This window comes from Ruegeria sp. AM9, from assembly GCF_056540565.1.
Genome location: NZ_JBQFWY010000052.1, coordinates 1 through 678, shown reverse-complemented (window position 1 = coordinate 678; position 678 = coordinate 1). Strand labels below are relative to the sequence as shown.

Here is a 678-nt window from a genome sequence, read left to right as displayed (position 1 = left end):
GGCTGGACGGCGCCATCCGCGCTGATAGGGTTCGGCCATAAATCCCATTGGCAGGAGCCTTCCATGACGCTTGACGCAGTTCTGAACCGTATCGACGCCGATTTGCAAACCTCAATCGACCGCCTGATGGAGCTGTTGCGCATCCCCTCCATCTCGACGGATCCCGCGTTTGACGCTCAGGTCAGCCAGGCCGCCGATTGGTTGGTCGCCGATCTGAAAACAATCGGCATTCATGCCGAAAAGCGCGAAACATCAGGTCATCCGATGGTCGTTGGTCACATCGGAGAAGACAGCGACGCCCCTCATGTTCTCTTTTACGGGCATTATGATGTGCAGCCAGTGGACCCGTTAGACCTGTGGAACCGTGATCCGTTTGACCCCGCAATCGAAGACACAGAAAACGGCCCTGTCATCCGAGGTCGCGGATCATCTGACGACAAGGGCCAACTGATGACCTTTGTCGAAGCTTGCCGTGCATGGAAAGCGGTGCACGGTACCTTGCCCTGTCGCATCACATTTTTCTTCGAAGGCGAAGAAGAGTCCGGCTCACCTTCTCTGGTGCCTTTCCTGCGCGAGAACGCCGCCGAATTGAAAGCCGACTTGGCTTTGGTCTGCGATACCTCGATGGTGTCGCGCGGCGTGCCTTCGATCGCTTCGCAACTGCGCGGGATGCTCAAG

The 678-nt window shown here is 57.4% G+C and carries 1 protein-coding gene; it reads left to right on the top strand.

The genetic code is table 11. The features are described 5' to 3' along the window. Positions 1 to 63: 63 nt before the first annotated feature. The coding region (locus ACR0DO_RS19530) for a M20/M25/M40 family metallo-hydrolase (protein WP_480561110.1) at positions 64 to 678 on the top strand (615 nt) is incomplete at its 3' end.